This is a genomic window from Abyssisolibacter fermentans (genome assembly GCF_001559865.1).
GTDB lineage: Bacteria > Bacillota > Clostridia > Tissierellales > MCWD3 > Abyssisolibacter > Abyssisolibacter fermentans.
The window spans coordinates 55,723-81,650 of sequence record NZ_LOHE01000090.1; the positions used below are offsets into that span (position 1 = coordinate 55,723).

23 protein-coding genes are annotated in these 25,928 nt (G+C 28.8%); 8 read left to right on the forward strand and 15 right to left on the reverse strand.

The genetic code is table 11. From position 1 onward, the window contains the following. Positions 1-240: 240 nt before the first annotated feature. The 5 genes from AYC61_RS17395 to AYC61_RS17415 all read right to left on the reverse strand — a co-directional run bounded on the left by AYC61_RS17395 (position 241) and on the right by AYC61_RS17415 (position 5,963). On the reverse strand, positions 241-1,338 hold the full coding sequence (locus tag AYC61_RS17395) for an AI-2E family transporter (protein ID WP_066505735.1): 1,098 nt from the start codon (positions 1,336-1,338) through the stop codon (positions 241-243). A 127-nt stretch (positions 1,339-1,465) separates the two neighbouring features. Beyond that, a complete protein-coding gene (locus tag AYC61_RS17400) occupies positions 1,466-2,353 on the reverse strand; it encodes a DNA-3-methyladenine glycosylase family protein (protein ID WP_066505737.1) in 888 nt (295 codons plus the stop codon). Positions 2,354-2,589: 236 nt separating this feature from the next. Beyond that, positions 2,590-3,936 carry an NADP-specific glutamate dehydrogenase gene (gene gdhA, locus AYC61_RS17405; protein WP_066505740.1) on the reverse strand — a complete coding sequence of 449 codons (1,347 nt, stop codon included), beginning with the start codon at positions 3,934-3,936 and terminating at the stop codon, positions 2,590-2,592. A gap of 428 nt (positions 3,937-4,364) precedes the next feature. Further along, positions 4,365-5,177: an Asp23/Gls24 family envelope stress response protein gene (locus tag AYC61_RS17410; RefSeq protein WP_066505743.1), complete on the reverse strand. Its 813-nt coding sequence runs from the start codon at positions 5,175-5,177 to the stop codon at positions 4,365-4,367. 150 nt (positions 5,178-5,327) lie between these two features. Continuing rightward, positions 5,328-5,963, reverse strand: a complete 636-nt coding sequence (locus tag AYC61_RS17415; protein ID WP_066505746.1) for a redox-sensing transcriptional repressor Rex — start codon at positions 5,961-5,963, stop codon at positions 5,328-5,330. A gap of 1,045 nt (positions 5,964-7,008) precedes the next feature. On the opposite strand from AYC61_RS17415, the gene AYC61_RS17420 reads away from it, so the two are divergent. Further along, positions 7,009-8,919 carry an ABC-F family ATP-binding cassette domain-containing protein gene (locus AYC61_RS17420; protein WP_066505756.1) on the forward strand — a complete coding sequence of 637 codons (1,911 nt, stop codon included), beginning with the start codon at positions 7,009-7,011 and terminating at the stop codon, positions 8,917-8,919. Between the two features lie 408 nt (positions 8,920-9,327). Here the strand turns inward: AYC61_RS17420 and tsaD are convergent, their stop codons facing one another. Next, positions 9,328-10,341, reverse strand: coding sequence for a tRNA (adenosine(37)-N6)-threonylcarbamoyltransferase complex transferase subunit TsaD (tsaD, locus tag AYC61_RS17425; RefSeq protein ID WP_338026073.1), 1,014 nt, complete (start codon positions 10,339-10,341; stop codon positions 9,328-9,330). A 176-nt stretch (positions 10,342-10,517) separates the two neighbouring features. Here tsaD and AYC61_RS21440 point away from each other — a divergent pair, with 176 nt between their 5' ends. Continuing rightward, a complete protein-coding gene (locus AYC61_RS21440; RefSeq protein ID WP_156456515.1) occupies positions 10,518-10,682 on the forward strand; it encodes a hypothetical protein in 165 nt (54 codons plus the stop codon). A gap of 44 nt (positions 10,683-10,726) precedes the next feature. Here AYC61_RS21440 and AYC61_RS17430 read toward each other — a convergent pair whose 3' ends face one another. The 9 genes from AYC61_RS17430 to tsaE all read right to left on the reverse strand — a co-directional run bounded on the left by AYC61_RS17430 (position 10,727) and on the right by tsaE (position 18,095). Continuing rightward, entirely contained in the window at positions 10,727-10,927 is a 201-nt protein-coding gene (locus AYC61_RS17430) for a hypothetical protein (RefSeq protein WP_066505761.1), read from the reverse strand. Between the two features lie 87 nt (positions 10,928-11,014). Next, complete coding sequence (locus AYC61_RS17435; protein ID WP_162265485.1) at positions 11,015-11,773, reverse strand: Yip1 family protein; 759 nt, start codon at positions 11,771-11,773, stop codon at positions 11,015-11,017. 95 nt (positions 11,774-11,868) lie between these two features. Then, the gene (locus AYC61_RS17440; protein ID WP_066505767.1) at positions 11,869-12,348 is read right to left on the reverse strand and encodes a DUF6530 family protein; all 480 of its coding nucleotides are present in this window, start codon (positions 12,346-12,348) and stop codon (positions 11,869-11,871) included. A gap of 568 nt (positions 12,349-12,916) precedes the next feature. Further along, positions 12,917-14,131: an ABC transporter permease gene (locus AYC61_RS17445; RefSeq protein WP_066505771.1), complete on the reverse strand. Its 1,215-nt coding sequence runs from the start codon at positions 14,129-14,131 to the stop codon at positions 12,917-12,919. Positions 14,132-14,403: 272 nt separating this feature from the next. Then, positions 14,404-15,096 (reverse strand): ABC transporter ATP-binding protein, encoded by a 693-nt coding sequence (locus AYC61_RS17450; RefSeq protein ID WP_066505773.1) that lies wholly within the window; start codon positions 15,094-15,096, stop codon positions 14,404-14,406. Beyond that, a complete protein-coding gene (locus AYC61_RS17455; protein ID WP_066505778.1) occupies positions 15,093-16,367 on the reverse strand; it encodes an efflux RND transporter periplasmic adaptor subunit in 1,275 nt (424 codons plus the stop codon). Before AYC61_RS17455 ends, AYC61_RS17450 begins: the two co-directional genes overlap by 4 nt. Positions 16,368-16,460: 93 nt before the next feature. Further along, positions 16,461-16,907 carry a ribosomal protein S18-alanine N-acetyltransferase gene (gene rimI / locus AYC61_RS17460; RefSeq protein ID WP_066505781.1) on the reverse strand — a complete coding sequence of 149 codons (447 nt, stop codon included), beginning with the start codon at positions 16,905-16,907 and terminating at the stop codon, positions 16,461-16,463. A 5-nt stretch (positions 16,908-16,912) separates the two neighbouring features. Next, positions 16,913-17,614 carry a tRNA (adenosine(37)-N6)-threonylcarbamoyltransferase complex dimerization subunit type 1 TsaB gene (tsaB, locus tag AYC61_RS17465; RefSeq protein ID WP_066505783.1) on the reverse strand — a complete coding sequence of 234 codons (702 nt, stop codon included), beginning with the start codon at positions 17,612-17,614 and terminating at the stop codon, positions 16,913-16,915. Between the two features lie 16 nt (positions 17,615-17,630). Beyond that, positions 17,631-18,095, reverse strand: a complete 465-nt coding sequence (gene tsaE, locus AYC61_RS17470) for a tRNA (adenosine(37)-N6)-threonylcarbamoyltransferase complex ATPase subunit type 1 TsaE (RefSeq protein ID WP_156456516.1) — start codon at positions 18,093-18,095, stop codon at positions 17,631-17,633. Between the two features lie 333 nt (positions 18,096-18,428). Between tsaE and AYC61_RS17475 the strand changes: the two genes are divergently transcribed. From AYC61_RS17475 to AYC61_RS17500, 6 genes are all read left to right on the forward strand, one after another. Next, a complete protein-coding gene (locus AYC61_RS17475) occupies positions 18,429-19,121 on the forward strand; it encodes a response regulator transcription factor (protein ID WP_066505787.1) in 693 nt (230 codons plus the stop codon). A gap of 4 nt (positions 19,122-19,125) precedes the next feature. Further along, positions 19,126-20,379, forward strand: coding sequence for a sensor histidine kinase (locus tag AYC61_RS17480; RefSeq protein ID WP_066505790.1), 1,254 nt, complete (start codon positions 19,126-19,128; stop codon positions 20,377-20,379). Between the two features lie 203 nt (positions 20,380-20,582). Further along, on the forward strand, positions 20,583-21,278 hold the full coding sequence (locus AYC61_RS17485) for an ABC transporter ATP-binding protein (protein WP_066505792.1): 696 nt from the start codon (positions 20,583-20,585) through the stop codon (positions 21,276-21,278). After that, positions 21,262-23,799 carry an ABC transporter permease gene (locus tag AYC61_RS17490; RefSeq protein WP_066505794.1) on the forward strand — a complete coding sequence of 846 codons (2,538 nt, stop codon included), beginning with the start codon at positions 21,262-21,264 and terminating at the stop codon, positions 23,797-23,799. The genes AYC61_RS17485 and AYC61_RS17490 overlap by 17 nt, the downstream gene beginning before the upstream one ends. 212 nt (positions 23,800-24,011) lie before the next feature. After that, positions 24,012-24,641: a TetR/AcrR family transcriptional regulator gene (locus AYC61_RS17495; RefSeq protein WP_066505796.1), complete on the forward strand. Its 630-nt coding sequence runs from the start codon at positions 24,012-24,014 to the stop codon at positions 24,639-24,641. Continuing rightward, the gene (locus tag AYC61_RS17500; RefSeq protein ID WP_156456523.1) at positions 24,641-25,858 is read left to right on the forward strand and encodes a cation:proton antiporter; all 1,218 of its coding nucleotides are present in this window, start codon (positions 24,641-24,643) and stop codon (positions 25,856-25,858) included. Before AYC61_RS17495 ends, AYC61_RS17500 begins: the two co-directional genes overlap by 1 nt. Positions 25,859-25,928 lie beyond the last annotated feature (70 nt).

Sequence of the window (25,928 nt, forward strand, 5' to 3'; positions counted from 1 at the left end):
AATAAAAATTTATTTGATTTTAATAAATTATCTAATTTAATTATTAGCACTCAGCAATACCGAGTGCTAACACTTACAAATATAATGTTACATAATACACCATTATCAATCAAATGCCGTATTGAACCAATATTTAGTATAATTGTCGATTATACTAAATTATATTCATTTTTATCTGTTTTTTATTTATTTACTCCATATTCCTTTAGTTTATGACAATTAAGCACCAAATCTAATCAATTACATATCAATCATACCTTTATTTTTTAATCTTTTATCAATAATTCTTTCAATTAATGTTTTAATTATAGCTATTAAAGGTGCCCCCAAAAACATACCCATTAATCCAAATAAAGCTCCTCCTATTGTAATTCCTGATATTATCCAAAATGGCTTTATTCCTACTTTATCTCCTAAAATCTTTGGTCCTAATATCCAGCCATCAAACTGTTGAAGCGCTAATATAATTATAGCAGTCCAAAACGCTTTGATAGGACTTACAAATAAAGTTATTAAAATTGCTGGTACCGCGCCTATAAATGGTCCAAAATATGGAATCATATTAGTAATTCCAACAATTGTACTTAAAACAAGTGCATAGGGGTTTCCTGTTATCAACAATAATATAAAGCATATAATTCCAATTATTGCTGAATCCAAAAGCTTTCCTATTAAAAATTTGGAAAAAATATCGTCCATCTCTCTTAAAACATCCAATATTTTATATGCACTTTTATTATCAATAAAGGCAAATAATATTTTTTTACTACCTATAACAAATCCTTCTTTGTTATATAACATAAATATAGCTATTATGAAATTAACCATTATGTTAAATAGTGAATGCGTAAAACCAACAGCCTTCAATGCTACACTGCCTAAACCTGGACCTACATAATCCATAATCTTTTGAATACTGCTATCAGCAAAATTTTCGATGTATGCTACTATATTATACTTTCTCAGAAACTCTATTTTATATATATCTGATTGCAAGAATTTTTTAGTGCTTCTCATGAAATCCGGAAAACTTTTACCTAAATCTACAAAGTTATTTACAATTTCCGGTGCTGCAATAGCTATAATAAATATTACTATTCCTAAAACTATTAAATATGCAATTGTTATGCTAAGAACCCTATTACATTTTAATTTTTTTTCTACAATTCTTATAAGAGGATTTAATATGTATGCTATTATGAACCCTCCTAAAAACGGATTTAATATTTTAAAAAACATAGGTGCTACACTATCATTATTAATAATCTTAAATAACAAAAGGATAATAATCGCAACTGGTACCAGATTAATGTAGGGTATTTTAATTTTTTTGTCCATTCTACTCTCTCCTAATCACTGTATTTACATAATTATAACATATAAAACCCAGATTATTTCATGAAAAATTAAATTATTATATGAAGCTCCTTCTTGAATGTGTAATCTATTAATATCAAATCATAATTTAGTTATTTTTTCCTAGTTTTAATTCTCTTGCATAATAAAATAAATACTGTTGAGCAAACCCTGCATATGCTCCAAATTTATCTTGAGCAAATTCCTGTATATCTTTTAATTTACTACCTTCAGGCAAATAAAAATATTCCATAACTCTTTTAACCCAAACATCTATTGGGAATGCATCATGCTTTTCCATAGAAAATAACATAATACAATCAGATACCTTAGGTCCAACACCAGCAAATAACATCAATTCTTTTCTAGCATCCTCTGTAGATAAATTCTTCATTCGATATATATTCATTTGTTTCTCACCTACAATAACAGCAGCATTAAAAATGTACTTAGCTCTAAATCCTACTCCACTTTTCAATAATTCTTCTATTCTCATTTCTTTTAAAATTTCAGGTTCAGGAAAACTATAATATGTTTGACCTTTATATTCACCAATTTTTTTGCCATAACTTTCACTTAATGCTTCTATACATTTCTTTATTCTTGGAATTCCATTATTAGCTGAAATAATAAATGATATTAAAGTTTCCCAAGGATCTTGATTTAAAATTCTCACACCATAACCAAACTTTATTGCTTTTTCAAGTATTTTATCATTTCTTAATTTCATTTTAATATGGTCATAATCTCTATTCAAATCGAAATATTTATACCAAATATCGTTGAAGTCTTTTAAATTACAATTATCTATATATAAAACATTATCAGCAGACTTGACGTTGATAACTTTATTATATGCTACACCAGTATAACTACCATCTTCTTGTTCATTCCACCTAAAACATTGTCCACAGTCAAATATATGCTTTGCTTCGAAATTTTTAATGTTTTTTATTATAAGTCCATTATTTTTTTCTGCTATATCTAAATTTTCCAATTTATCACCTCACTATCAATATTTATATTATGATTATACCCAAAATATTTAAATTAGAACAAAATCTTCATTATAAATAATTTAAAATGTAATTTTATTTTAAACACCTAAATATATTTTCATAGTAGAAGCAATAAAGCAACCTATATTTATTCAGAATTCAATATATTTTATGATTCCTTGGTATAAAAAAAACCGTCATTATAGACGGTTTTTTTGTTTATTCATTATTTATTTTAATAGCAACCTTGTTTATACATTGCATCTGCAACTTTTGCAAAACCTGCTATATTGGCACCTGCAACTAAGTTGTATCCAAATCCATAATTCTCTGCTGCTTTCATAGCATTATTATGGATATCTATCATAATCTGATGTAATTTTGCATCTACTTCTTCAGCTGTCCAAGAATATCTCATGCTATTTTGACTCATTTCTAAAGCTGATGTAGCAACTCCACCTGCATTTGCAGCCTTAGCAGGTCCTACTATAACATTATTATCTTGTAAATATTTCAATGCTTCATTTGTTGTAGGCATATTTGAAACCTCTGTAACATATTTAACACCATTAGCTACTATTTTCTTAGCATCTTCTAATCTAATCTCATTTTGAGTAGCACATGGCATAATTATATCAACTTTAACTCCCCAAGGTCTTTCTCCTTGGAAGAATTCTACGCCGTATTTATCAGCATAGTCTTGGATTTTATCTCTACCTGAAGCTCTTAATTCAAGCATGTAATCTATTTTTTCACCTGAAATTCCATTTGGATCATAAATGTATCCGTCTGGACCAGAAAGTGTTACAACTTTTCCACCTAATTCAGTAATTTTTTGTACAGCACCCCAAGCAACGTTACCAAAACCAGATACGGCAACAGTTTTACCTTCAAAAGTTTCACCTTCATGCTTAAGTATTTCTTGGCAGAAATATGTTGCACCAAAACCAGTTGCTTCTGGTCTTATTAAACTACCACCATAAGATAATGCTTTACCAGTAAGTACTCCGTTTTCAAATGCTCCTCTTATTCTTCTATATTGTCCATATAAGTATCCTATCTCTCTTGGTCCAACTCCCATATCTCCTGCTGGTACGTCTACATCAGGTCCAATATGTCTGTAAAGCTCTGTCATAAAGCTTTGGCAGAATCTAAGTATCTCAGCATCAGATCTTCCTCTTGGGTCAAAATCTGATCCACCTTTACCTCCACCTATTGGAAGTCCAGTTAATGCATTTTTCAATATTTGTTCAAATCCTAAGAATTTAATGATTCCAATATAAACTGATGGATGGAATCTTAGTCCTCCCTTATAAGGTCCTATTGCTCCATTAAACTGTACTCTAAATCCTCTGTTTACATGAAGTTTACCATTGTCATCATACCATGGAACTTTAAACATAATTTGTCTCTCTGGCTCACAGAATCTGTCTAATAAATTAGCTTCTACATACTCTGGATGTTTTTCAATAACAGGCCCTAAAGAATTTAAAACCTCTTCAACTGCTTGTAAAAACTCTGGTTCATGTGGATTTCTTTTTTGTACTCTCTCAAATACTTCTTTAATATAAGCTTTGGACATGTAAAGACCTCCTTATAAATTGTTAATTTTTTAACTTCCTGGAAACTTAAAATTATTTTCCTAAAAATTAGGACTCCCCTCTTCACACTGTAATAATAACACAGGCAAATTTTTTTGTAAATATATTTATTAATCAAATTCATAATAAATCTACAAAATAACTTGAATCTGCAAGGTTGATTTACACTTGAGTCGTGTAAAAAATTTATAGCTACCTTCAATCAATTTTTATAAACAAAAAGTGAACTAACTTTATTGAAGTAAAACACCTATACTTTGTACGAAAACTTACTTTAACCTTAAATTAAAAATTTTTTTCTTATATTTATAGGTGTAAGGTTTTAAAAATTACAAAAATAAAAATATCCTATTTGAAACTATGATAACGTTTTCTTGCAAATAACAGAATTATTAAAATTTGTTTATTATTATTTAAATCTTAACTTTTTTACGCAAACATTTACAGACAATATATTTAATGAAGTCATATGTTCAATTTCCTTTATTATTCTCTTTTGAAGTATTCCCATCAGAAAACAAATATTTTTGCCATATTGCATAATTACATCTAAATTAATAATAATTCCTTGCGCTTTACTTTCTATATATATATTACTGCATTTATCTATATCTTCTGTTTTTTCACATGAATATTTTACTAGGTTTTTTAATACATTTTGAGATATTGTATATTTTCCAAGATAACTATAAGTAGGTCTCACTACAGATTTTTCAATAAATTGCTCTTTTGTACTACCCTTTTTCTTAAATATTTTAAGTTTATCTATAAAATATCCTGAAAAATCCTTTTTTATTTCAAATGTAGGAACAGGTATAACATGCTTACCTTCCTGAAATCTACAATTATTTGCTATATCAATTTCATCTCTAGTAGATATGTCTTCTATTTTAATATATTTATCAATTTTATCTAATTCTAAAGCTTCTATTATCCTATTAATCATTTTTGTTGATGTACCTAAAATAAGCAATTTCTGCGGGTTTTCTTTTCTTAAAGCATTAATTACGTTATATTTATGATTATCCTCTAAAAACAATGCTCTTTTAACTGCGCTTATTGTAGTTTTCTCACTTTTGGCTGATTTTCCAGTTAAAATTTTATTACCTTTTATCAATAAACCATCGTCTATAATGTATTGTATATTATATTTTTTTGCAATTAGCATAGATTTATAACTTTTACCGGTACCGCTTTTACCTACTAATGCCAAAACCTTCATATTATCCTCCCATTAGAATAAATCTTTAATTGTAAATATTTTTCAATATAGATTTACACTCCACAAAACGAAAATTATACTTATCTTAAGTTTTATAATTTCCTATGCATTACAAATAGACCAGAGTTTGATTACTCTGGCTTTGAATTATTAATCATTATTTCTTTTCATTAGAAAAGATAATGTATATAAACTTTCATTAAGATGAACATTTTCTATAACAACTTCTTCAGGAACTTTTAAATCTGCTGGGGCAAAATTCCAAATCGCTTTGATTCCACTATTAACTAGAATATCGGCGATTTCTTGACTTCCTTCTTTTGGAGTACAGATAATCCCTATTTCAACTTCATTATTTTCAATATAATCCTCTAGTTCATCCATATCATGGATTTGAATACCTCTTATATTCAAACCTACCATTTTAGGATTTTTATCAAATAATGCAGTTACTTTAAACCCTGCAAGTGCAAATCCTTTATAATTAGCAATTGCTTGACCTAAATTCCCCGCACCTACAATAATAGTTTCATACACCTTGTCTAAGCCAAGTATTTTCCCTAATTGAACCTGCAAGTCTTCTACATTATATCCATAACCTTGTTGACCAAATCCTCCGAAATTATTTAGATCTTGTCTTATTTGTGAAGCAGTAAACCCAGTTAATTTACTTAATTCTTTAGAAGATATCCTCATTATTTCTTTCTCTTTAAGTTCTGACAAATACCTATAATATTTTGGCAATCTTCTTACAACTGCCATAGAAACCTTATTATTTTTAGCCATACATATCCCTCTCTATTTTTAAAATGCAACAATTTATATTTTTCAGTTTATTATATTCATATTATACACTAAATAATCATGATTAAAATATAATCTTCTTTATATAAAACTATATCATATAATTAGTTTATATTAAATAGTAAATAAAATACTAAATACATTCAATATCAGAAAATTTAATCAATTAATAACTTGTTGTGTTAATTATAAAACAATCTTTATATTATCGTCAATACTTTAAGCAAATAAATTCGCCTAAAAGCTTCTTATTAAAATAAAATATATACTTACTATTATATCTCTACCTATTATGAAAATACGCTTTATAACGCAAGCTATCATTTTACATAAATACTACAATAGATACAAAATTAATTAAAATTCATTGTCAAAATTATATCAATATTTATAAATTAATCCTCAGCCCAAATTTCTAATATGGTGTGAATCGCTTACTCAGACAAAGTATAGGTTATTGATTACTTAATATTATAGCATTTTATAGCATTTCATAATAAATAGGATAAAGTATATTATAATATAAATTATTAATATTTACTACAAGATAATTTTGAAAATTGCAGATAGTACTAATATAAAACAAAATAATTATGTTGTTTATTAAGAAATATATATTGACACATAATTTATTTTACCCAAATCATTGAAAAATCGTGAGAATTCATACTATCTCTAAAAATATAAAAAATCAGAAATCCATGTTTTTAATATGCTAACCTCCCCTTGTTATGTTATAATTTATAGAATTATCATAGAATATATGATATAAATAAATATGAACTAAATATTTTATATAATAATCCCAGATTATTCATAGAAAATTATGAGCATTAAACCCAAATCTTGATTTGGCGTGAATCGCTTACTCCTATAAAGTAACTGAATAGGAGATTCATCAATATGTTCCTTCCGTTTATAAGATATCCATTAAATTCTTTTAATTCAGAACTATACGCATATTATGGGGAGCTATATGAATAATAAGGGATAATATGTAATGTTTTCTGGCAAGGAGGAAATTCTCATGATTGTTTTATCATGTACTAATATAAGCAAAACCTATGTAACTGACAAAATACTTGATGATGTTAGCTTCTCTATTAACTCTAGCGAAAAAGTTGGCTTAATTGGCATAAATGGTGCTGGAAAAACCACACTTTTTAATATATTAATGGGTAAAATTTCCAAAGATTCTGGGCAAGTTTACACTTCTAAAACATCTAAAATAGGTCATTTAGAGCAACATTCTAAAATGAATAGTAATAATAATATTTATCAGGAACTTTTAGAAATATTCGAGCCTATCATTAATATGGAAAAAACGCTGAGAAATTTAGAGCATGAAATAAGTAAGGAGAGCGTTAATCCTGATTCTAAGGTTTTAAAAAAGCTTATGAATAAATATTCTAACCTAACTGAAGAATTTGCAGATTGTAACGGTTATGGCTATGAAAGTGAAATTAAAGGTGTTTTAAAAGGCTTAGGCTTTAATGAAGAACAATTTTCACAACCAATAAACGAGCTAAGTGGTGGACAAAAGACAAGGATTTTTCTTGCAAAACTATTGCTTAAAAAGCCTGATATTCTGCTACTAGATGAACCTACTAATCATTTAGACTTAGAATCTATTGATTGGTTAGAAAAATTTCTTAAAGATTATAAGGGTTCTATAATAATAGTATCTCACGATAGATATTTCTTAGATAATGTTGTGACCAGAATTTTACAACTAGAAGATTCCAAGTTGAAATCATATAATGGCAATTACAGCACATATATAGATAAAAGAAAAAAAGAGCTCGAATTAATGAAGAAAAAATATGAACTTCAAAAAGATGAAATAAACCGCCAAAAAGAAATAATTAAAAATCTTTCTCTTGGTGGTAAAAGAGCTATTAGACAAGCTCAAAGTAGAGAAAAAATGTTGAAGAAAATGGATGAATTAAAAAAGCCACCTTCCGAAAGGAAAAAAGCAAATATAACTTTTACGCCTAGTATTAAAAGTGGTAATAATGTACTTTTTGTTGAAGCTTTAGCTAAAAGCTTTAATAATAAAAAGCTTTTTAATAATATAGGCTTTAATATTTATAAAAATGAAAAGGTAGGTATTATTGGTCCTAACGGTATTGGAAAATCAACCTTATTTAAAATAATAATGGGCAAACTAGATTTTGATAGCGGAAACTTTAAATTAGGTCATAATGTAAATATTGGATATTTTGATCAAGAGCAAGAAAATTTAAATTATGATAAAACTATTATGGATGAAATATGGGATGAACATACTTATTTTAACCATTATGAGATTAGAAGTATCTTAGCTCAGTTCCTTTTTACTGGCGATGATATTTTTAAAGAAATTTCAACATTGAGCGGAGGAGAAAGAAGCAGATTAGCTCTACTTAAATTGATGCTTTCAAAAGCTAACTTTTTATTAATGGATGAGCCGACTAATCATTTGGATGTAGACTCAAAGGAAGTACTGGAAGACTCTCTCCTAAAATATGAAGGAACAGTTCTTGTTATTTCTCATGATAGGTATTTTTTAAACAAAGTTGCAAATAAGATACTGTACTTTGACAAAAATATGATGCAAGAATATCTTGGTAACTATGATTATTATGTTGAAAAGAAAAACGAACTTAATTCTGTGGAAACTGAAGAAAATGATCAAATCACAAAAACTAAAATGAAATTAGAAAGAAAAAAACAAAAACAGCTACAAAAAGAACAGCGTATGCTTAAAAAGCAAGTTAAAGAAACTGAAGCCAAAATATTAGAACTAGAAAATAAAATAAATGAATATGAACAGCTTCTCTGTAAGCCAGATGTTTATAATAATCCACAAACAAGCTCTGATCTTAACAAGGAACTTGTTAAAACAAAAAACAATCTAGAAGCTGTATATGAAAAATGGGTAGAATTGAACGACTAAATTGAACATATTATGTTTACAAATAAATAATATGTTCTTATAACAACGGAAGCAATTACATAGTAATTGCAACACACCGTTTCAACAAGGTGAGAGATATGCACACCTCCTATTAAACTTAATCGGTATGCGCCACATATATATCGGGATAGGTGTAATCTTGCGCCTTGTTATTTTATTTTGATTATAAAATAAATATCCACAATATACACTTATCATCCACAAGATCATCTACTTTTTTTCACTTTTTTATCCACAGGGGAAAAAGGTTTCTTCTAATAAAATCAAAAGTTATGCACAATTATTCAATGTTTTGTGAATAACTTGTGCATAACTTTGTTAATATAATGTTTATTTTTCATACTTTTGTGTTCAGCATAATTCTATTAATAAACAATTTATGTTAACTTACTCACCTAATTTTAAATTCGGAACTCCATTTAAATCTAAGTCTGATATTTTACCATTTAAGTAATTGTAATACGCAGCGCATCCGATCATAGCTGCATTATCAGTACATAGTATTTTTGAAGGATATATTAGCTTATAACCTTCTTTTATACATCTTTCTTCCATTTGTTTTCTGAGACCATCATTAGAAGCAACTCCTCCCGCTAATGCTATAGTAGATACTTTTTTTAATTCTGCTGCTTTAATAGTTTTATCCACAAGTACATCTACAACAGCCTTTTGAAAACTAGCTGCTACATTTTCAATATTTATTTCAATACCTTTCTGTTTGTTAGTATTTAAATAGTTTAAAACTGCAGATTTTAATCCACTAAAGCTGAAATCAAAACTCCCTGCTTCCAAATACGCTCTTGGAAAATCAATAGCCGTGTAATCTCCTAGTGCTGCTAATTTATCTATTATAGGACCTCCTGGATAGCCCAAGCCCATAGCTCTTGCTACTTTGTCAAACGCTTCACCTGCTGCATCATCCCTTGTTTTCCCTAATAGTTCATACTGACCATAATCTTCGACATATGCAAGGTGAGTATGTCCTCCTGATACAACTAAACACAAAAATGGCGGCTTTAGTTCTAAATCCGCTATATAATTTGCACTTATATGTCCTTCTATATGATTTACACCTACTAGAGGTTTTTCTAAGGAATATGCCAATGCTTTTGCACTTGATAGTCCTACTAATAACGCACCTACTAGCCCTGGTCCATATGTTGTACCTATTATGTCTATATCTTCAAAATTAACATTTGCTTCATCTAAAGCCTCTTGTATAACTATATCTATTTTTTCTATGTGTTTTCTTGATGCTACTTCTGGTACAACTCCTCCAAATTTTTTATGTAAATTTATCTGTGAAGCAATTATATTAGATAATACCTTTCTTCCATCTTCTAATACTGCTACCGAAGTCTCATCACATGAAGTTTCTATTGCAAGTGTAATCAAATTTATCACCCCTAAAAGCTTTTAGCTCAAATTTTTATGTGTTTTATTATATACTTTTAATTATTTTATGTAAAGAAATTGATGCTCCATCTCTAAATATCACTAAATTTGTAATAACTTTCTCTAATAGATTTTAATATTTAGTTAAAAATAAACACAAGCCTTTCTTTGGGAGTGAGTTTATGACAATTCTAAATGACTTATCTAAAACAAATGTTATGCCTGTTGGTATGTTAAGCACCGTAAGTGGTACAGATGAGGCTTTTATCAACATTTTAAGAGATAAACCTATACCTTCAAGCACTAACTTTTTAACAAAAAAAGGCGATCATAGAAAAAGAGATTAGGGCATAAATGCCCTAATCTCATCTTGTGAGATGATAGGCTGTTTCTAATCATTACCCTCATCCATATTAACCATTATTTCATCTACTAAATCTAAGTTACACTTGTTATTAATAAAATGACTACAGTTATTACATGTAATTTTATTATTTTCTACTCCTGTACTAGACGTTAAACCAGATGATCTAAGGAAATTATATTTACTACATCTACGTGCTACTCTTTCTAATTGATCATTACTTGCCATAATATTACCTCCTAAATAGAATTATATATTTATTTTTTCAATAAATATAAATACTATTCATGTTTGGTATATATTTTTGGTCAATATCTATGCTCCATAAGCTGATACAAGCAAGGTATTAACACCTGTATAAATTAATATCCATGTAATCCAAGAAAGTAATACTGCAATAGCAGCAAGTTTCTTTTCTAATTTGTACATATAAGATATACCTATTATTGCTAATATTTGATACCATATAACAAATATATCAAATTGCTGTAATATAGTATACCAAAAAGTGCCTGCCATTGAGTTAGGCATAAGTACAGCTAAACTAAAATGAATATTTAGATTTCCAACAGCTAGTGCTAATATGGAAATTAATATTTGTCCTAGAAAAACTGGCAAATATGCATATGCTAAAACTGAATAGGTTTCCTTAAATTTCTCAACTTCTCCCCCAACAAATGAACCAATACCACTAACAATAAATCCTTTAAACAGTAAAAAGATCAAAGGACCTAAACCGGTAACTAACATATTTGTATAATACTGTGTTGATAATGCATCCATAGTAGGTGGTGTAACACCCATAGTGTTATACTGATTTATCATATTTTGAATGTACTGTTCTTTTCCTTGAATTAAAAAGCCTAAAATAGGAAATCCAATTACAATAATTAAAATTGGCAAAAGTACATTTGGAAAAGTTGCTAAATTCCTGAATGCTTTATCTGGTTTTACAAAAACATTAACTATCATTTGAATAGGATTAAGTTTTTCATCTTCTTCAAATACAAAATCTTGGGGAATATCTTGTTGATCTTCTAATTGTAATTTGTCGTTATCCTTATTCTCACTCACTAACATCACCTCTCCCTTCAATAGTTATAATATACCATTTATTAATATTTACAGTCAATGTAATATTATAAAAAACAAAAGCATTTGTCCATTTATTAATAACCCATCTCCTTAAGTATTCCTGATAAAGTGTTCAAACGCTCGGAAATAAGTTCATCGTCATCACTAAGAGCTCGGCTAAATAATTCAATATCTTCATTAATTCTATCATTATCAATACATACAGATACTGTCATAGCATCACCCTGTAATCCTACTCTTTCTATAATGGGATTTTTTGTATCATATGATTTTTCATATCTATAAGCCTCTTTAAAATGAAGTTTAGTTCTACAAATAAGAATTGCAAGGTCTAGTACTCGATGAAGTGGCATTTCCTCAGATTGCCTTGACCATTTTTCGCCTGTATATCTCCATATTTTTGCTGAAATATCTACCTTTCCCCTGTCATTCCACTGAGCTAAGCCTAATGAAAGACCTTTAGCATCTGAGTCATAAGCATATCTGCCATCAATATTTTCATAGTTTTCTGATACAATAACGGGTTTATGTTTTAAATTAGTTGGTATTCTCATTATTTATCCTCCTATTATTTTTATAAATTAGTAAATTAGTAAATTACTAATTTACTAATTAAATAATAACCCAACATACACATTTTGTCAACATATACTACTAAATCTTAAATATTACTATAAATATACTTATGAGTTCAAAATAATATTAACAGATGAATATATACCTTACTGGAAATGGATTTAATATAAAAACAATAAGCAGCATATGCTGCATTAATATTGATTTTATACTATCTATTTATTTTATAGCTATTTGATATATAAAAAATATCTATAAGCTATTTGTTGTAATTCTATTAAGCTTTACAATAAAAATACTTGTTTATTTTCTTTATTTCACTAATCCTGGATTTTTCTATATAGTCAATCATATAGTTTTTTCAATCTATGTATCTTCTGTGGCTCCGTAAAAAACTTGTTTCTTTTATTTTATAAAAACATTGCCAAAACTATAATAAATAGTCTTGGCAATGATAAAAAAATATTAAATTGTAATTTTTATACAATTGGATGATTATTGTTGGATTATCGGTAGCTATTATCTCTAAAACGAAATATTATATACTTATTCGTATCTAAGTGCATCTATAGGATCTAATTTGGCAGCTTTATTAGCCGGATATAAGCCAAAAGTAATTCCAACAGCAGCTGAGAATGATACCGCTATTAAGACAGTTGTAACTGATACAGCAGGTGGAATATCTAACTTCATAAATACTATCCCTGCAACCAAATACCCAAATACAGTACCAATAATTCCTCCTATGCCTGAGATAATCATTGATTCTACTAAAAACTGTGAAAGTATATCTCTTCTCCTTGCACCTATAGCTTTACGTATACCTATTTCCCTCGTTCTCTCAGTTACAGATACCAGCATTATATTCATTACTCCAATTCCTCCTACAAGTAGTGAAATTGCAGCTATAGCTCCTAATACTGCTGATAGTGTACCCATAATACTATTGAGCATATTCATAGCCTGCTCTGAACTCTCAACCATGTAAAAATCTTTTCCAACATTTCTATGAATTCTTTCAACAAGTTTAACTATTTCATTGCTATATTTATTTTGATCTATGCCTTGAATGAAATTTATTGCCAATGTACTAAAATTAGAACCATAACCCAGCTTTGTTATTACCGAATAAGGAATATAGCAATAAGGTACTCTTTCTCCCATGTTCATTTTATCAAAAGTTGATTCTATATATTTAAAAACACCAACTATAACATAAGAATGTTTTGTCCAGCCCGTATCCACTAATAATTTTTCTCCTACTACATCTGATCGTCTGAATAGCTTTAGTGCAACATCCTCATCTATAACTATTGCATCCCTTTGGGACTTAATATCAGATGTTAGCAAAAATCTTCCATGTATTAATTGTATATCTTGTATTTTATTATAATCCTCACTTACTCCTATAGCGTATATATTATTATCTTCTCTTCCATTGACAGCTTTGCCGTTAATATATTGAAATGGTGATACACCTTTTATAACATCTCCATAGGACTTTCTTATAGCTTCTATATCTTTATCGTTATATCTATCTTTATACAATGGATTGTTACTCCAGTTTAATCTTAAACTTACGCTGTTTGAACCTATTTTTTCAAATTCTTTTCCTATTTGTTTCTTACTGCCTTCTCCTAAAGCAACTATCGTTATAACAGAGGATATTCCTATGATTATACCAAGCATTGTAAGAAAAGAACGCATTTTATTAGACCACAAGCTAGTTAACGCTACAGTAATACTTTCTAAAATACTCATATTATATCACCCCCGAATTCCTTGGTATTAAACCCAGATTATTCATAGAAAATTAAATACTCTACCGCATCTTTCTGTTTAGAAGATGTCCAGTGAATTCACGACGTACCAACTCGGTATGCCTTCGAATTCAATTATAGATTATAGCTGTATCTCAGACTCATTGTTTGTTTCGTCTGAGTAAGCGATTCACACTAAATTAAAATTTAGGTTCTCTGCTCATAATTCAGAAACTTACAGTATATTATTCAAAGTTATATGAATAATCAAGGTTAAAGAATTATTTGATTTTCTATTGTTTTATCTTCAATTAATCTTCCATCTCTAAATACAACAATCCTTTTTGTATGCTCTGCTATCTCCGGTTCGTGAGTAACAAGCACTATAGTAACGCCTTCATCATTTAGTCTTTGAAAAATTTGCATTATTTCTTCTCCTGATTTTGTATCAAGATTCCCTGTAGGCTCATCTGCTAAAATAATTGATGGATTATTAATAAGCGCTCTAGCTATTGCAACTCTTTGCTTTTGTCCTCCTGATAATTCATTTGGTTTATGATGTACCCTATCACTAAGTCCTACTTTATCCAATAGTTCAATAGCCTTTTTTCTTCTCTTATTTCTTGAAGAACCGGCATACATCATCGGAAGCTCAACATTTTTTAATGCGGTAGTTTTTGAAAGTAAATTATATGATTGAAATACAAATCCTATCTTTTTATTTCTAATAGCTGCTAATTTATTTTCTTGTAAACCTGCTATATTTTGTCCATCCAAAATATAGTCACCTTTTGTAGCTTTATCAAGGCATCCTAATATATTCATAAGTGTTGATTTACCAGAACCTGATGTCCCCATTATAGATACAAATTCTCCTTTTTTTACTTCAAAATTTACATCTTTTAATGCTTGTACTTCAACAGTTCCAGTTTTATAAATTTTATATAAGCCTTTTACTTTAATCATTTTGTTTCACCTACATTTGTAATTTGCACTTCCATTCCATCCTTATACTTTTCACTAGGATTATTTACTATTTTATCGCCTTCTTTGATATTTTCAGATAGAATCTCTACTTTTATATCTCCCTTAACGCCTTTAGTAACTTCTATTTCTTTCAGCTTACCATCTTCTACTTTAAATACAACATCTTTTCCATCTTTTCTTTGGTAAATTGTTTCATAAGGAACTACTAATGCACTCCCTTTCTCAGCAACTCTTATAGTTATATCCGCTGAAAATCCTGGCTTTAACTCATTAGTTGGATTTATTATGTCTATTTTTATCTTTACATTAGTTTCAACACCTGTACTTGTTTGCCTAACATTAGCAGACGGTGCAATATATGAAACAACACCTTCAAACTCAGAATTTTTAAAAGCATCTCCAGTTATTTTAACTTTTTGTCCTATACCAATATTATTAACATCAAACTCACTTATACTAGCACTAATCTGTAAAACATCCATATTATCAATAATAAACAATGGTGATACAGTTGATGCTGAAACTCCAATTTTAGCATTGTTAGTAACAATAGTACCATCTAGAGTACTTTTAATATTTGATTTTTCTATCGCATTCTTTTGTTCTTGTAAATTTAATTCCTCAATTTCAATTTTCTTTTTTTGAGCTATGATTTCTACATTATTATTTGGATTTTTAGCATCTTCTAAATCCTTTTTAGCAATTTCATAGCTTGATGACGCACTTACATAAGCTGTATAATCAGCATCCAACTGAGTCTCACTTATTGCTCCTGCTTCATGTAATTGTTTTGAATTCTGATATTTCGTTAAAGCATTTTCATATGTGTTTTTAGCATTTTCAACATTTTTTTCTAATTTATAAGTATCTACTTCTTCTAATAGTTTTTTTAATGTATTCTTCTGTATTTCTAAATTTATTTCTGCTGTCTTTGTATTTAATTTTAAATTTTTTGTATCAAGCTTGGCTAGGATATCACCTTTTGATACTTTATCTCCTTCTTTTACTAGTATCTCTTCAATAGTATACGGCAATATTGAAACTATATTTCTTTCTTCTACTACACTTATAATGCCTTGAGACGTTATATCTGAATTAATACTATCAGTTATAACATCAACAGTATTAACAAATACAGCACTACTATTTCCTTCATTGTTCTTAGCTTTAATTACTCCTAATACAATTATTGATATTGCAATAATTATTGATAAAATAATAAATAACTTTTTTTTCTTAGATTTTGCCACTTAATAAACCCCCCCTAGTATATATTTAATTACAGATAAAATGATCTACATATAATATGAGACTATATCATTTTTATATCTACTTCAAAAAAACTAAAAATTTTTCCACATTATAATCGCATCTTCATTTGTGTCTGAATAATAACCTAATCTCTTCCCACATTCCTCAAATCCATATTTTTTATATAATGCTATAGCAGTATGATTAGACTCTCTAACTTCTAAAGTAATCTTCAAAATATTCTTTTCTCTACATCTGTTAATAATTCCTTCAACAATATAATTTCCTAAGCCTTTACCTCTAAAGTTAGGATGAATTGCTATATTGGTTATATGTGCCTCATCTAATATAAGCCACATACCCCCATAACCTACTACTTTGCCTTGGTATTCTACTACTAAATAATCCGATAGCTTGTTACTTTCTATTTCATCAACAAAAGCATTCTTTGACCAAGGAGTTGAAAACGATTTGACTTCAATATCACAAACTAAATCTATGTCATTAATATTCATTTGTCTTACCAAAATATTTTCCATACCCATCACCTATTCTTTTTTTCATACTCTCTTTCTGCCTGTGATTTTCTCAAATATTCAGGCACCAAATCGTAATATGATTGTAATTCATTTTTTTGAGCCTTCTTAAAAGCTAATTGAGCAACTGACGATGCTTTTGGCATATTTACACATGAAGGTGCAAAAACAGCTTTACTGTCAAGCTTTTTAGTAATTATTTCTCTGTAAACATCACAGCCATCTCCATTGAATATTATTGCTTCTTCCCTGTCTTGTAATTCATCTAATAAAGTCTCTATTTCAATTACATCTTGAGCTTTAACGACTTCAAATTTATTATCTGACCATTTATACATTCCTGTATATACTCTATCTCTCCTTGCATCCATAATAGGAACTATTAAATTACTGCAATAATTTAAGTTATATGCTAATGCATCTATAGTAGGTATGCCTACAACAGGCTTATCTACACTATGAGCTAAAGCTTTTATAGTTGCTACACCTATTCTTAATCCAGTAAATGATCCTGGTCCTATAGATGCTGCAAATATATCAATATCTTTTGTTTTAAGCTCACAAGCGTTTAATAATTCTTTAATCATAGGAAGTAATGTTTCTGAATGTGTCCTCTTATGATTTACAGTATATTCTCCAATTAATTTATTATCATCTAAAACTGCAACAGATGCTACTATACTAGATGTATCAACTGCTAATACTTTCATAATTATCCTCTCCTAATTAAACATGTAATTCTTCAATAATCTTCTTGTTTTGTTCTCCATAAGCCTCTATATTCATAATTCTTTTATCATCTTTATCCTTACTTATGTATATTTCTATTCTTTCCTTTGGTAATATATCCTCTATTAGATTTGCCCATTCTATTATAGATACACCGTCAGAATAAATATAATCTTCATAACCTATATCATACATTTCATCTATATCAGATATTCTGTATACATCAAAATGATATAAAGGGTACCTGCCCATATATTCATTTAAAATTGTAAATGTTGGACTTGTAACATAGTCTTTTACTCCTAAACCTTTAGCTATGCTCTGTGTTAGGGTAGTTTTACCTGCACCTAAATCTCCCATTAAACACACTACACACCCTTGTGTTAAAAGTTTTCCCAATTTGTATCCAAAATCTATAGTTTCATTAGGACTATTTGATGTAATTTTCTTCATTTGTTTCATTCCTTTCTAACAAAACTTTCTACGGTAATACTATATCTTTATTAGTTTTGACATATTATAATCATTATATAATGGTTATCAAAGTTGCACAAGTAACAAAACTTATTATGCTATTGCATATATTTTATGATATTATTAAACCCAGATTATTCATAGAAAATTAAATATTCTACTACATCCTTCTGATTATAAGATATCCATTAAATTCTCGACATACCAATTTGGTATGCCTTCGAATTCACTGAAATCTTCTAATTCAGAATTATACAGCATACTATTCAAAGTTATATGAATAATCAGGGTTAAATTTATAAAAAATGAAAGGGGTATATTATGAACAATATTCTTTTAGTTGAAGATGACTTTAATTTATCATATGGCATAGAATTTGCTTTAAAAAATGAAGGCTTCAATGTTACCGTAATGAATAATATAGAAAAAGCTAGAAATGTATTAGCTAGTAATGATTTTGATTTAATTCTATTAGATGTAATGCTTCCTGATGGTAATGGTTATGAATTGTGTCAAGAAATAAGAAACTCATCTGATGTATCAATAATATTCTTAACAGCTTGTGATGAAGAAGTAAATGTTGTAATGGGGCTAGATATGGGTGGTGATGACTATATTACAAAACCTTTTAGAATAAGAGAATTGATATCTAGAATAAAAGCTGTTCTTCGTCGTAACATAACTAATGATAGTAAGAAACAGGTACTAGTTTCTGGTGATATTGCGATCAATATTTTAGAAGGTAAGGTAAAAAAGAATAATGAAGAAATACTTCTTACTGCACAAGAGTATAAATTACTGCATATGCTTATGGAAAATGCAAAACATGTCCTAAGTAGAAAGGTATTACTTGAAAAACTCTGGGATGTAGAATCTGATTTTGTTGATGATAATACTCTGTCTGTTTATATAAGAAGACTTAGAGAAAAAATAGAAGATAACCCTCAAACACCTAAATATATTGCAACAGTTAGAGGAATAGGTTACAGATGGGAACTTGATTTAAGGAGATGAAAAAATGAAAATTGCATATAAAAACTCTGAATTCAAATCATTTGCGTGGAAATTAGTATTATTTCAAATTATATTTTCACTTTTTATGTATTCTTACATGAGTATTATATTTGATAATTTTAATATAAGGATTATAAATCAAAATTCAGCTTTAACTGGAAAGATATTGATAAATCACCCTGAACTAATAGATGAACTCCCAAAATTGATCACTAATACAGCAACTATAGGTGAAATAGAATTTGGCAAAAAAATATTAAGTGAGTACGGATATAACGAGCAAATGGAAATTTTGACTCAACCTATTTTAGGTAGATTTTATACAGGCATTAAAATCAAAACTCTTCTAATAGTACTATTCATGCTTATTCCATTACTTTGTTTAACTAGTTATGAATATAAAAAAATATATAAAAAAGCTAGAAGCCTGTCTGTAGCTGCTGAAAAAGTAATAGATGGAGATTTTTCATGCATTCTCCCTGTAGAAGTAGAAGGCGATTTTGGTGTATTATATAACAACTTCAATCAAATGGCAAATAGACTTAAACTCAGCCTTGACAGACTAAAACAGGATAAATTATTTTTAAAAAATATAATCTCAGATATTTCACATCAACTTAAAACTCCTTTATCTTCATTAATAATGTTTAATGATATTTTGATGAGTAATGAAAATATGGATAAATCTAATCAACAAGCATTTTTAAATAAAAGCAGCTCACAGCTTGCTAGAATGGAATGGCTGATAATCAGTCTTTTAAAAATGACTAGGCTTGAAGCAGGTGTAATTAACTTCAAAAACAAAAATACACCATTACTAATACCAATTAAACATGCAATTGATTCTTTATCAATAATGGCAAATGAAAAGCATCAAACAATTAACGTTATTGGCAATGCCAACAAAGTATATTTTAATGGTGATAGTGAATGGCTAAGTGAAGCTTTAATCAACATAATAAAGAACTGCATTGAACATACAGATAAGTATGGAGAAATTGAAATAAAAACAAGTGAAACCCCTTTGTTTTCAAGAATTGTAATAAAAGATAACGGAGAAGGAATCTCTCAGAAAGACTTACCACATGTATTTGAAAGATTTTATACAGCAAATAGCTGTGTAAAAACTAACAGCATAGGTATAGGACTTGCTTTATCAAAACTTATAATAGAAGGACAAAACGGTTCAATAACAGTATCAAGCATAAAAGGTATTGGTACAAAATTTACAATAACATTCCTAAAAACTATTATTTGATCAATCTTACTAAAATGTAAGAAAAGTTTTCACTGTCTAGTAAGCTTTTAAATTTAAAATAGTATTAAGATTAAGGTAAATTAAAAACTTTCTATTAAAAATTATCGATTCAACTTAAACCCTGATTATTCATATAACTTTGAATAATATACTGTATTTCTGGATTATGAGTAATCTGAGTTGAAAATATTAGGAGGATAAATATGGATATTTTGAAAACAATTGATTTATGTAAAAGCTATGGGACAGGTGAAAATAAGATTGATGCTATTAAAAATTTAAATTTAACCGTCAAACAAGGAGAATTTGTTGCTATTATTGGACCAAGCGGCTCCGGTAAAAGCACTCTACTTCATCTATTAGGAGGAGTAGATAAGCCAACCTCTGGAAAAGTTATTATAGATGATGCAGATATTTATAATTATAATGAAAAACAGTTAGCTATTTTTCGCAGAAGAAAAGTAGGATTTATATTTCAATTCTATAACTTAATTCCTGTACTTACAGCAGAAGAAAATATAGAATTGCCATTACTTATGGATAATAGAAAAATAGACAAATCCTATATAGATGACCTTATGAAAATACTAGGACTTGAAAAAAGAAGAAGTCATTTGCCTTCAGAACTTTCTGGAGGTCAGCAGCAAAGAGTTTCAATAGGAAGAGCGATGGCTTATAAACCTTCAATTATTTTAGCAGATGAACCAACAGGTAACCTTGACAGTAAAAACAGCAGAGAAATAATCGATTTATTAAAACTTTCAGTTAAAAGATATCATCAAACACTAATTGTTATTACTCATGATTTAAGTATTGCTTCTCAAGCAGATAGAGTAATCTCTATAGAAGATGGTATGATTACCAAAGAAGAGGTGATGAGTAATGAACATCGCTTCTAGGTATTTAAAAGTACAAAAAAAGAGGACTTTATTAACGATACTTGGAGTAATACTATCTGTTGCACTTATAACAGGTGTTTTCACTATCATTGTAAGTGTTAGAGACAAAATGATTAATGATACTATCAGTAGAAATGGTAGTTATCACATTGCTTTTAGAGATACTCCTAAAGACAAGATTGATAAACTTTGTAACCATGTTAATGTAGATGAATTTAACATACAAAGCAATGAAGGTTTGGCTATAATCTCTGAAACTAACAAAAAAGGCAAAGATGTTCCCAAATATTGGACATTTTTCATTAACGGTATTTCAAATCCTTCATCAGATTTAGATCCAATTTCTCTTAAAGAAGGTAATTTGCCAACTTCACCTGATGAAATAGCGGTAGACTATTGGAGTCTAGACTATTTACCAGGTAACCCTAAAATTGGTGATACTATTAAACTTGATATAGGAACTATGGAAAACGAAAGTGATATATTTACAAAACAAAAATCAAAAGAATACAAAATTGTTGGTCTTTTAAACCCAAAATATATGTCTTCACATAGCTATACAGCATCAGCTATAACATTTTTAGACATTAACAATTTACAAAAAGATCAGGATTACTATGTATCTTTAAAATTAAAATCACCAAAAAACATTAACAACAAGATTGATAACATAGTAAATGATGTAGGTGTATCAAGAGAGAATGTTAAGATTAATAATTACCTATTAGCATTATCAGGTGAAAGTTCAGATGATGAAGTAAATAAATCACTAATATCTCTTGTAGGGTTTATAGTAGCTTTAATAATTATAAGTACCATAGCGGTTATTTATAATTCATTTAATATATCGGTAATTGAAAGAATTTCTCAGTTTGGGATCTTAAGATGTGTAGGTTCTACTCCACAACAGATAAGAAAAATAGTATTTAAGGAAGCATTGATAATCAGCGCTTTTGGAATTCCTTTAGGATTATTCAGTGGAACTATAGCAATGAAAATTGTATTTTACATCATTGGACACATAGGGGCTGATAAGTTTTTTAATGATATACATGTAGTTATATCTCCTCTAGTTATTATTGTTAGTACAATACTAGGATTATTGACCGTATATGCTTCAGCCTATATACCTGCTAGAATGGCTTCAAAAATCTCACCACTGGAGGCAGTTAGAAATACAGGTCAATTTAAAAAAGATAATATAAAGAAATCAAAAAAAGGTAATATGATACAAAAACTATTAGGCTTTGAAGCAAGCTTAGCTTGGAAAAATCTAAGAAGAAATAGAAAAAGATTTGTTATAACTGTTTTTTCTATGGTTATAAGTATTGTGCTTTTTATAGTTTTTAATAACTTTGCTAGTTTAATATTTATGGGAGATTTTATTGATACTTCTGAAAAGCCAGAATTCATAATTTATAATCATAATTCTACGATTACCGAACAAGACTATGAAAGTATGTCTAGTATAGATGGAGTAGAAAAAATCTATAAACAAATAAATACAAACGTTAGTACTCTTTTAAATAAAGACTTATTAACTAAAGAATATTTAGAATATTATTCTAATGCTTTTACAGAAAAGGAAAACAACATTGTCAATATGCCCAATAATAAAATCCTCTGTTATGGAGATAATAACTTAGCTCAATTTAAAGACACACTTATTTCAGGTAAAATAGACATAGATGCTATGAGTAAAAATAATGGTATTATACTAGTGAAACAAACAACCATGAACGTAAGAAAAGCTGATTCGGGAAAAAGTATACGTGTATTCTTTGATTTAGCTGATGTTAAGGTTGGTGATACAATACCCCTATTAAGTTTTGATGATGAAAAAACAAAGCTTGGAGAAGTTAATGTTTCAGCTATTGCAGAAACAGGGATACTATATGATAATAAGTATTGTTACAATGGTGGTTTATTAATGATAACAACTGAAGATATATATAAAAAAATTATTGGAAACAATAATTACTCTTCAATGTATTTAAGATTATCAAATGATGCTGATTATGAAACAGTCTCAAAACAAATACAGAAATATTGTGATAGTAATAATTTTGAATATATTGATTATGTTAAACAAGCTAAACAAATGAAGAAAAATGCTATTGTTGTTAGTATTTTCTTGTACGGTTTTGTTGCTGTAATAACATTAATAAGTTGCTTAAATATAATTAATACAATTAATACAAACTTGTTATTAAGAACTAGAGAATTTTCGATTCTTAAGGCAGTTGGAATGTCTGAATTTAATGTTAAAAAGATGGTTTGTTACGAAGGGTTATACTACGGTATTATATCATCCTTTTATGGCATAATTGTAGGAACAGGTCTAAGCTATGTATTATTCAGTATAATAACAAATATGCGTGAATTTGGTTGGATTATGCCTTGGAAAGATATTGTAATTGCTACAGTTGGTATTTTAGTCTTTACATTATTATCAGCATATCTGCCACTTAAGAAAATGAATAAACAAAGCTTAGTAGATAATATTAGAATGGAACATTAATATAAAACAATACTCAAAATCCTTAACTAAGCACCTTTTATTTAATAGAAAACAAAAATCACAGAGTGCCGACAAATAATCTGCCTCTGTGATTTTTATTGCATTTTCGTAATTAAAATATAAATTTCCTTGTAATTTATTGACCAGTCAGTCTGTTTTATGTTAAACTATAAAACAGACTAACTAGTTTGTTTTTTTAGGAGGAATGTATTTTGAAGCAGAAATTGAAAAATGAAAAAAGCAGAAATAGAATATTACAAGCTGCACTTGTAGAATTCGGAACAAAAAATTATAATTCTGCAACGCTTAATAACATTTGCAGTCAACATGGCATTTCAAAAGGATTAATATATCATTATTATGATGGAAAAGATGAACTTTTTCTTATTTGTGTTAAGGAATGCTTTGACAAACTGGCAAATTGTTTGAAAAATAATATTGTTTTAGATGCAGATACGGAAGAAAGTATAAAAAGCTATTTTCAAGCACGCAATAAGTTTTTTGAAGAAAAAAAAGAGTTTAAGCAAATTTTTATGAGTGCGGTACTTCAACCCCCTATTCATTTAAAATCACAAATAAAGGAGCTTCATAAAAAATTAATTGAAGTAAATCATATGTTTGCAAAAAGCATATTTGAAAAGATAACTCTACGCCAAAATGTGACTCCGCAGGAGGCTATGGATTATTTCATCGCTTTTGAAGAATTTTTTGGTGAATATTTTGGCAGACAGCAAATAAACCTTACCAACTCGGAGCAACTTGTAAAGTTGCACGAAAATACAATATATAAAATTTTTGATATGATGCTTTACGGTATCGCTAAGCAGGAGGAAACGCTATGATAATTACTGACATAATTAGATTGACTTTAGTGGTTTTCACTGCAATACTCGCAGGAAAACTAATGATGAAAATAAAAATGCCGGCAATATTGGGCTGGCTGATAACTGGAATGATTATGGGCCCTCACGCTGTAGGTCTTTTAAGTCAAAGTATTCTTGATCAACAATGGTACAAGGTCACACTTAATATATTTGAATGCTCTATGGGGCTTATGATTGGTACAGAACTCGTTTGGAATAAAATAAAAAAACTGGGCAAACAGATTTTTATCATTACTTTAACTCAATCATTGGGTACTTTTTTTGTTGTTAGTGCTGTTTTTGCACTTATATTCTGGTATATGAATATACCTATTACTCTTGGTTTGATCTTTGGAGGAATTGCCCTTGCAACAGCACCTGCACCAGCACTATCAATAGTTAATGAATATAAAACAGATGGTCCTGTTACAAAAACACTTATTCCAATGGCGGCTCTTGATGATATTATAGCCATTATTGTATTTTTATCTGTTATGGCTTTTACCTTTAAAGAGACAGCCTCTGTAGACCTTCCGTCTTATATTATATTTTTGATTGTGCTTATTCCTGTAGGCATAGGTATTACAGTAGGATTTACCACAGGTATGATGCTAAAGAAAAAAAATCCAAGAAATATCACACTTTTGATTATTGGTATTTCCATACTAGTCGCTTCGTCTATCACTCTGTTTATGAATTATAAGGTAATGCCTGCTCCAATCTTAAACTTTATGCTTGTAGGTATGGCTTTTTCTGGGACATTTTCTAATATAGTTAGCGAAGAACGGTTACAAGAAATAATGGATAATGTAAAACCTATTTTAGGTTTTTGCTTTGTCGTAATGATATTAAATCTAGGAGCACCGTTAGATTACCATTTAATTTTAGGTGCAGGAGTTTATACCGCTGTTTACATTCTTTCAAGAGCAGCAGGCAAAATAGGAGGCTCAGCATTTGGTGCACATATTGTCAATGCTCCTACAACAGTAAAGAAATATTTAGGATTTACCTTGCTACCTCATTCTGGTGTATCACTTGTATTGACAGGCATTGCAGTATCATCCTTAAAATCTACGTCCCCTGACTCTGCTGTTATAGTTCAAGGTACAATTGCAGCTGCAGCAGTTATTAATGAAGTTTTTGCGGTAATATTGTCAAAGCAAGCCTTTAAAAAAGCAGGGGAGTTTAATAAGTAATGTTTTAGATTATAAGCAATTGCAATACACCGTTTCAACAAGGCATAAAATCTGTATACCGCCCGTTAAA

Bases quoted from the DNA above. Each gene is read 5' to 3' on its own strand.
- AYC61_RS17445 (WP_066505771.1), bottom strand. From the start codon at position 14,131: ATGAGTATTTTAGAAAGTATTACTGTAGCGTTAACTAGCTTGTGGTCT.
- AYC61_RS17450 (WP_066505773.1), bottom strand. From the start codon at position 15,096: ATGATTAAAGTAAAAGGCTTATATAAAATTTATAAAACTGGAACTGTT.
- AYC61_RS17410 (WP_066505743.1), bottom strand. From the start codon at position 5,177: ATGAAGGTTTTGGCATTAGTAGGTAAAAGCGGTACCGGTAAAAGTTAT.
- AYC61_RS17440 (WP_066505767.1), bottom strand. From the start codon at position 12,348: ATGAGAATACCAACTAATTTAAAACATAAACCCGTTATTGTATCAGAA.
- AYC61_RS17480 (WP_066505790.1), top strand. From the start codon at position 19,126: ATGAAAATTGCATATAAAAACTCTGAATTCAAATCATTTGCGTGGAAA.
- AYC61_RS17490 (WP_066505794.1), top strand. From the start codon at position 21,262: ATGAACATCGCTTCTAGGTATTTAAAAGTACAAAAAAAGAGGACTTTA.
- rimI (WP_066505781.1), bottom strand. From the start codon at position 16,907: ATGGAAAATATTTTGGTAAGACAAATGAATATTAATGACATAGATTTA.
- gdhA (WP_066505740.1), bottom strand. From the start codon at position 3,936: ATGTCCAAAGCTTATATTAAAGAAGTATTTGAGAGAGTACAAAAAAGA.
- AYC61_RS17485 (WP_066505792.1), top strand. From the start codon at position 20,583: ATGGATATTTTGAAAACAATTGATTTATGTAAAAGCTATGGGACAGGT.
- AYC61_RS21440 (WP_156456515.1), top strand. From the start codon at position 10,518: ATGACAATTCTAAATGACTTATCTAAAACAAATGTTATGCCTGTTGGT.
- AYC61_RS17420 (WP_066505756.1), top strand. From the start codon at position 7,009: ATGATTGTTTTATCATGTACTAATATAAGCAAAACCTATGTAACTGAC.
- AYC61_RS17395 (WP_066505735.1), bottom strand. From the start codon at position 1,338: ATGGACAAAAAAATTAAAATACCCTACATTAATCTGGTACCAGTTGCG.
- AYC61_RS17430 (WP_066505761.1), bottom strand. From the start codon at position 10,927: ATGGCAAGTAATGATCAATTAGAAAGAGTAGCACGTAGATGTAGTAAA.
- AYC61_RS17415 (WP_066505746.1), bottom strand. From the start codon at position 5,963: ATGGCTAAAAATAATAAGGTTTCTATGGCAGTTGTAAGAAGATTGCCA.
- tsaE (WP_156456516.1), bottom strand. From the start codon at position 18,095: ATGAAACAAATGAAGAAAATTACATCAAATAGTCCTAATGAAACTATA.
- AYC61_RS17475 (WP_066505787.1), top strand. From the start codon at position 18,429: ATGAACAATATTCTTTTAGTTGAAGATGACTTTAATTTATCATATGGC.
- tsaB (WP_066505783.1), bottom strand. From the start codon at position 17,614: ATGAAAGTATTAGCAGTTGATACATCTAGTATAGTAGCATCTGTTGCA.